The organism is Jatrophihabitans sp., assembly GCF_035474675.1.
Taxonomy (GTDB): Bacteria; Actinomycetota; Actinomycetes; order Mycobacteriales; family Jatrophihabitantaceae; genus Jatrophihabitans_A.
Genome location: NZ_DATINC010000084.1, coordinates 1 through 7,493, shown reverse-complemented (window position 1 = coordinate 7,493; position 7,493 = coordinate 1). Strand labels below are relative to the sequence as shown.

Genomic DNA, 7,493 nt, shown 5'->3' with positions numbered 1-7,493 from the left:
GGACTTGTCGTCGCGGTAGCGGACGTTGAACCGCGGGTCGAACTCCTTGATCCAGTTGAACTCCAGCTGCAGCGCCTCGACCTCGGTGGTGACGATGGTCCACTCGACGCTGGCCGCCGAGTAGACCATCTGCCGGGTGCGTGGGTGCAGCGCCGACGGGTCGGCGAAGTAGGAGTTCAGCCGGGACCGCAGGCTCTTGGCCTTGCCGACATAGATCACCCGGCCGGTGGCGTCCCGGAACCTGTACACGCCCGGCTCGACCGGAATGGTGCCGGGAGCCGGGCGGTAGGAGGACGGATCAGCCACGTGAAGAGCCTAGTGAGCGAGAAGCGGGTCGGGTGAGTGCCAGGGTCGGGGTGCGGGTGCCGTGGATCGGAATGGAGGGGTGCCGGTCAGCCTGCGTCGCGGGTGGTCTTGCGGGCCGCGGGCCGCCGACCGGTGCCGTTCCCCGACCCGACCACGGACGCGCCGGTGCTGATCGCCTTGGCGGTCCGGGTGGTGGTGCTGGTCCGGGTGGTGGTGCTGGTCCGCGGGGTCTTGGCCGTCTTGGCGGCCACCGGCTGGCGCACCGTGCGGGTCGGTTCGGCGGCCCGCCGGCCGGCTCGCTTGGCGGCCGGCCGCGCGGTGGCAGCCTCGGCCGCCAGCCGGTCGGCCAGGATCCCGGCGAGGAACTGGCCGGTGTAGGAACCCGGAACCTGCGCCACCTCCTCCGGCGGACCCTCGGCCACCACCATGCCGCCGCCGGAACCGCCCTCCGGACCCATGTCGATGATCCAGTCGGCGGTCTTGATGACGTCCAGGTTGTGCTCGATCACCATCACCGAGTTGCCCTTGTCCACCAGCGACTGCAGCACGGCGAGCAGCTTGGAGACGTCCTCGAAGTGCAGGCCGGTGGTCGGCTCGTCCAGCACGTAGATGGTGCGTCCGGTGGAGCGCTTCTGCAGCTCGCTGGCCAGCTTCACCCGCTGCGCCTCGCCGCCGGACAGGGTCGGCGCCGGCTGGCCCAGCCGGACGTAGCCCAGGCCCACGTCCACCAGCGTCTCCAGGTGCCGGGCGATCTTGGAGATCGGCTTGAAGAACTCGGCCGCCTCCTCGATCGGCATGTCCAGGATCTCGGAGATGGTCTTGCCCTTGTAGTGCACCTCCAGGGTCTCCCGGTTGTACCGGGCGCCCTTGCACACCTCGCACGGGACGTAGACGTCCGGCAGGAAGTTCATCTCGATCTTGATGGTGCCGTCGCCGACGCAGTTCTCGCACCGGCCGCCCTTGACGTTGAAGGAGAACCGGCCCTGCTGGTAGCCGCGCACCTTCGCCTCGGTGGTCTCGGAGAAGAGCTTGCGGATGTGGTCGAACACGCCGGTGTAGGTGGCCGGGTTGGACCGCGGGGTGCGCCCGATCGGCGACTGGTCGACGCCGACCACCTTGTCCAGCTGGTCCAGCCCGGTGACCCGCCGGTGCCGGCCGGGCGGCAGCTTCGCGCCGTTGATCCTGTTGGCCAGGCTGGCGTAGAGGATGTCGTTGACCAGGGTGGACTTGCCCGAGCCGGACACCCCGGTCACCGCGACGAACACCCCGAGCGGGAACCGCACGTCGATGTTGCGCAGGTTGTGCTCGCGGGCGCCCTCCACCACCAGCTCGCGGCCGGGACGGACCGGCCGGCGGATCGCCGGCACGTCGATGGTGCGCCGGCCGGACAGGTAGCTGCCGGTGATCGAGTGCTCGGAGGCGAGCAGCTCGTCCACGGTGCCCGACACCACCACCTGGCCGCCGTGCTCGCCGGCCTGCGGGCCGATGTCGACCACCCAGTCCGCGGCCCGGATGGTGTCCTCGTCGTGCTCCACCACGATCAGGGTGTTGCCCAGGTTCTTCAGCCGGACCAGGGTCTCGATCAGCCGCCGGTTGTCGCGCTGGTGCAGGCCGATGGACGGCTCGTCGAGGACGTAGAGCACCCCGACCAGGCCAGCGCCGATCTGGGTGGCCAGCCGGATCCGCTGCGCCTCGCCGCCGGCCAGGGTGGCGGCGGCCCGGTTCAGCGACAGGTAGTCCAGCCCCACGTCGACCAGGAAGCCGAGCCGGGAGTTGACCTCCTTGACCACCCGGGCGGCGATCATCTCCTCGCGCTCGGTCAGCTGCAGGCCGGCCAGGAACTTCGCGGCCTCGCCGATGGACAGCGCGCACACGTCGGCGATCGACCTGCCGGCCACCGTGACAGCCAGGATCTCGGGCTTGAGCCGGGTACCGCCGCAGGTCGGGCAGTCCACCTCGCGCATGAAGCCCTCGTACTTCTCCCGGCTCCAGTCGCTGTCGGTCTCGGCGTGCCGGCGCTCCAGCCACGGCACCACGCCCTCATAGCTGGCGTAGTAGGACCGCTCGCGGCCGTAGCGGTTCTTGTACCGGACGTGCACCTGCTCGGAGCTGCCGTGCAGCACCGCCTTCTGGGCCCGGGCCGGCAGCCGGTCCCACCGGCTGTGCACGCTGAAGCCGATCTGGTCGGCCAGGCCCTCCAGCAGCCGCAGGAAGTAGTCGTTGTTCTGGCCGTTGGCCCACGGGGCGATGGCGCCCTGGGCCAGCGACATGGCGGGGTCGGGCACCAGCAGCTCGGGGTCGACCTCCTTGCGGGTGCCGATGCCGCTGCACGCCGGGCACGCGCCGAACGGCGCGTTGAACGAGAACGACCGGGGCTCCAGCTCGTCGATGGCCAGCGGGTGCTCGTTCGGGCAGGCCAGCCGCTCGGAGAAGCGGCGCTCGCGGTGCGGGTCGTCGTCGGGCAGGTCGACGAAGTCCAGGATCACCAGGCCGCCGGCCAGGCCCAGCGCGGTCTCGACCGAGTCGGTGATCCGCTGCTTGGCGGTGGCCCGGGCGGTCAGCCGGTCCACCACCACCTCGATGGTGTGCTTCTCCTGCTTCTTCAGCGCCGGCGGCTCGGTGAGCGGGTAGTTGGTGCCGTCCACCCGCACCCGGGAGTAGCCCTTGGTCTGCAGGTCGGCGAACAGGTCGACGTACTCGCCCTTGCGCTCCCGGATCACCGGGGCCAGCACCTGGAAACGAGTACCGGGTTCCATCTCCAGCACCCGGTCGACGATCTGCTGCGGGGTCTGCTTGCTGATCAGCTCGCCGCAGACCGGGCAGTGCGGGTGGCCGATCCGGGCGAACAGCAGCCGCAGGTAGTCATAGACCTCGGTGATGGTGCCCACGGTGGAGCGCGGGTTGCGCGAGGTGGACTTCTGGTCGATCGAGACGGCCGGCGACAGGCCCTCGATGAAGTCGACGTCCGGCTTGTCCATCTGGCCGAGGAACTGCCGGGCGTAGGCCGACAGCGACTCGACGTAGCGGCGCTGGCCCTCGGCGAAGATGGTGTCGAAGGCCAGCGAGGACTTGCCCGAGCCGGACAGCCCGGTGAACACGATCATCGCGTCCCGGGGCAGGTCGAGCTGGACGTCCTTGAGGTTGTGCTCGCGGGCGCCACGGACGATCAGACGGTCAGCCACAGTCTTCTCTCTGGTTCGGCACTTCTAGTCGGACAAGGCATGTTGCCGGAAGGGTCGGGCCGCTCCGACCGGAAGCGATGCGGCTCGAACTGGAAGAGTAATAGCGGGTTACGACAACGGCCGAGTGAGCCGCTGGTTCCTCCAGCTTGCCCGATCTCCAGCCCGTCCGGCACCCTGGCCAGCAGCTGGCCGGCCCAGGAGTATCAGCGCGGTCCGGGCCGCCGGCATTCCCACGGCGGGCCCGGTCCGGGCCGACAGGTGCGCTATCCCACGGTCTCGGCCAGCAGCGCCGCCAGCTCGCGCGGCCTGGTGATCATCGGCCAGTGTCCGGAGTCGATGTCGACGTAGCTGAGGTCCGAAAGGGCGGCCAGCTCCGGCACGTCACCCGCCGCGACCCAGGCCCGCGCCTCGTCGGGCGAGAACTCGGGGCAGACCAGGGTGACCGGCAGGGTGCGCCGCCGCTCGTCGGCCAGCTCGACGGTGCCGCGCGCCACCCGGTCCGGGACGGGGATCGCGGCGTCGAGCAGTCGCTGCCGGGCCGCCTCGTCGAGATCGGCGCTGTCCGGGCCCTCGAAGGCCTCCCAGCCGGGGAACGGCATCGCCCCGTCGACGGCCGGGAAGAAGTCGGCGTAGCTGGTCCCGGCCTGATTCGGGAAGCCGCCGATCAGAACCACCCGGGCCACCTGGTCGATGCGCCGGTCGGCGGCCTGCCACACCAGCGAGGACGCCGCCGAGTGGCCGACCAGCACGACCGGGCTGCCCGAGCTGTCGTACTCGGCGTCCACGGCACTGAGCACGGCCTCCAGCTGGTCGGCCAACCCGACGTCGGTGCGCCCGTCGCCCTGCCCGGGCAGGGTCAGCGCCACCGGCCGGTGCCCGGCTCGTCGCAGTTCCGCGACGACCTCGTTCCATACCGACCCGTCGAGCCAGAGACCACCCACCAGGATGATCGGCGTACCGCGTCGTTCGGACATGCACTGCTCCTGCCTGTCGGGGTGCGCGGCACGCCTGCTCGCGCCGCGTCGCCTACGCTAGGAGCAGTACCGGACGATCTGCTTCCGGTAGTGAGGACCACCCGATGCCTGAGCCGGACGCCGGCGGGAGGCGCAGCCCGACGGCGCGCGCACTCCTGGCCCTGGAGCTGCTGCAGCTGCGGCAGCTGGTCGCGGCCGGCGAGCTCGCGTCCCACCTGGGTGTCACCGAGCGTGCCGTCCGGCGCTACGTCGCCATCCTGCGCGAGGCGGGGCTGCCGGTGATCACCGAGCGCGGCCCGTACGGCGGCTACCGGCTGGACCGCGGACGCCGATCGCCGGCGCTGGTGCTCAGCTCGACCGAGGCCCTGGGCCTGGTGATGGCGGCGCTGGACGGCTCGCATCAGGTCGGCGATGTCGCGACCCCGGTCGGCGCCGCGCTGGGCAAGCTGGTCGGCTCGCTGCCCGGTTCGGCCGGGCAGACCGCCGCGTCGATGCGCGCGCACGTGCTCTCGGCGCCGGGCGGCCGCGTACGGCTGGACCCCGGGCTGGCCGCGGCGCTGGTCACCGCGGTGGATCGGCGCCGGCGGGTGCGGCTCGGCTATCGCACCGCTGCCGGTACCGAGGCCTCCTTCGAGGTCGACCCGTGGGCTGTCGTGGTCCGTTTCGGCCGCTGGTACCTGCTGTGCTTCGCGCACGGCGCGGACGCCGTGCGGACGCTGCGGGTCGACCGGATCACCGACCTCGTCGAGCTGGACGCCGCGTTCGTCCCGCCGGCCGACCTGGATCCGGTGGCCCTGCTGGAGCGGCATCTCGGCAGCAGCTGGACCTATCCCACCCGGGTGGTGTTCGACGCACCGGCCGAGGTCGTCCGCCCGTTCGTCCCGGCGGCGATGGGCCGGCTCGAGGAGATCGACGGCGGCACCCGCTGTGTCGTCGTCGGCAGTACCGACAACCCGGAGATGTATGCGTGTGAACGGCTGGCGGCGATCCCGTTCCCGATGCGGGTGGAGGGCGGCGACGAGCTGCGGCAGGCCGTCGCGGCGCTCGCGCGCCGGATGGCAGCGGCTACGGCCGGCTGACGGACGCCCGGTCGGCCACCGCCGACGGCCCCGGGCGGGCAGCCGCAACCAGCCCTCCTACAGCCGCCAGTCGATCGGCTCGCCGCCGTGCTGGGCCAGCAGCGCGTTGGCCCGGCTGAACGGGCGGGAGCCGAAGAAGCCGCCGCTGGCCGACAGCGGGCTCGGGTGCACCGACTTCAGGCACAGCGCGTCGCCGAGCAGCGGTTCCAGCGACTGCGCCTGCCGGCCCCACAGGATCGCCACCAGCGGCTGGTCGCGGGCGGCCAGCGCCCGGACCGCCTGGTCGGTGACCCGCTCCCAGCCCTTGCCGGCGTGCGAGCCGGACTTGCCCGGCTGGACGGTCAGCACCCGGTTGAGCAACAGCACGCCCTGCTTGGTCCACGGGGTCAGGTCGCCGTTGGCAGGGATCGGCACGCCCAGGTCGTCGTGCAGCTCGCGGTAGATGTTCTGCAGCGAGCGCGGCACCGGCTGGACGTCCGGCGCCACCGAGAACGACAGGCCCACCGGGTGCCCGGGGGTGGGGTACGGGTCCTGGCCCACGATCAGCACCCGGACGTCGTCGAAGGGCTGGCTGAAGGCGCGCAGCACGTTGGCGCCGGCCGGCAGGTAGGAGCGGCCGGCGGCGATCTCGGCCCGCAGGAAGTCCCCCATCGCCCGGATCTCGCCGGCCACCGGCTGCAACGCCCTGGCCCAGCCGCTCTCGACGATCTCTTCCAGGGAACGCACGGTCATGGCCAACACCGTAGCTGTATGCAAGGTCTGCGCCCGGCTGGCGGCACTAGGCTGAAGCCCGTCATGGGCAACTACACGATCACCACGTTCGGGGCGGCCACCGAACTCCTCGATCTGCCCTTCGACCAGCCGCTGGAGGACTGGAAGGACCCCCGGCTGGTCCAGGTGCCGCGCGGCATCTCCCGGCACGTGGTGCGCTTCGTCCGGGCGCACAACCAGATCTTCGCGATCAAGGAGGCCACCGAGCGCTACGTCACCCGCGAGCACCACCTGCTGCGGGAGCTGGCCGAGGCGTCGGTGCCGGTGGTCGAGGCGTTCGGCACCGTGCTGGACCGCAGCGACCACGACGGCCACCACCTGGACGGCCTGCTGCTGACCAAGCACCTGCCGTACTCGCTGCCCTACCGGTCGCTGTTCACCGAGCGGTCGCTGCCGGACCTGCGTTCCCGGCTGCTGGACGCGCTGGCCCAGCTGTTCGTCCGGCTGCACCTGACCGGCTTCTTCTGGGGTGACTGCTCGCTGTCCAACACGCTGTTCCGGCGCGACGCCGGGGCGCTGGCCGCCTACCTGGTGGACGCCGAGACCGGCGAGATGCACCCGCAGCTGTCGCGCGGCCAGCGGATGCACGACCTGTCCATCGCCACCGAGAACATCGCCGGGGAGCTGATGGACCTGCAGGCCGGCGGCTACCTGTCCTCCGACGACGACCCGGTCGAGACGGCGATAGGACTGCAGCCGCGCTACGACCAGCTGTGGGCGGAGCTCACCGACGACCAGATCTACCCGGCCGGCGAGAGCTACCTGATCGAGGAGCGGGTCCGGCGGCTGAACTCGCTCGGCTTCGACGTCTCCGAGATCGGCATCCGCACCGAGGACGCCGGCCGCAAGCTGCGCTTCGAGACCCACGTGGTCGAGCCCGGCCACCACCAGCGCCGGGTGTACGCGCTGACCGGCCTAAGGGTGCAGGAGAACCAGGCACGGCTGATCCTGTCCGACCTGGCGCGGTTCCGCGCAAAATGGATCGAGGGTGTCGGCCACGACATCCCCGAGGACCTGGCGGCGCGGCGGTGGCTGGACGAGAAGTTCTACGGGGTGCTGTCCATGGTGCCGCCCCAGCTGCGTGCCAAGCTGCCGGACGCCGAGCTGTTCCACGAGATCGCCGAGCACCGGTGGCTGATGTCCGAGCGGTCCGGCCAGGACGTCGGCCGGCAGGCGGCGGT

General features: G+C 71.5%; 6 protein-coding genes. 2 read left to right on the top strand and 4 right to left on the bottom strand.

Going from position 1 to position 7,493, the window contains the following annotated elements; translation table 11 throughout:
- The 3 genes from VLJ82_RS10370 to VLJ82_RS10360 form a co-directional block, all read right to left on the bottom strand.
- Positions 1–306: GIY-YIG nuclease family protein (locus VLJ82_RS10370; RefSeq protein ID WP_408663268.1), on the bottom strand; the 306-nt coding region annotated here is incomplete at its 3' end.
- An 86-nt stretch (positions 307–392) separates the two neighbouring features.
- Positions 393–3,488 carry an excinuclease ABC subunit UvrA gene (gene uvrA, locus VLJ82_RS10365; protein ID WP_408663267.1) on the bottom strand — a complete coding sequence of 1,032 codons (3,096 nt, stop codon included), beginning with the start codon at positions 3,486–3,488 and terminating at the stop codon, positions 393–395.
- 263 nt (positions 3,489–3,751) lie between these two features.
- Positions 3,752–4,462: an alpha/beta fold hydrolase gene (locus VLJ82_RS10360; protein WP_408663266.1), complete on the bottom strand. Its 711-nt coding sequence runs from the start codon at positions 4,460–4,462 to the stop codon at positions 3,752–3,754.
- Positions 4,463–4,566: 104 nt separating this feature from the next.
- Here VLJ82_RS10360 and VLJ82_RS10355 point away from each other — a divergent pair, with 104 nt between their 5' ends.
- Complete coding sequence (locus VLJ82_RS10355; RefSeq protein WP_408663265.1) at positions 4,567–5,541, top strand: helix-turn-helix transcriptional regulator; 975 nt, start codon at positions 4,567–4,569, stop codon at positions 5,539–5,541.
- Between the two features lie 57 nt (positions 5,542–5,598).
- Here the strand turns inward: VLJ82_RS10355 and VLJ82_RS10350 are convergent, their stop codons facing one another.
- Complete coding sequence (locus VLJ82_RS10350) at positions 5,599–6,273, bottom strand: uracil-DNA glycosylase (RefSeq protein WP_408663264.1); 675 nt, start codon at positions 6,271–6,273, stop codon at positions 5,599–5,601.
- Between the two features lie 63 nt (positions 6,274–6,336).
- Here VLJ82_RS10350 and VLJ82_RS10345 point away from each other — a divergent pair.
- Positions 6,337–7,493, top strand: a 1,157-nt coding sequence (locus tag VLJ82_RS10345; RefSeq protein WP_408663263.1) for a DUF4032 domain-containing protein, incomplete at its 3' end; no start/stop codon positions are given.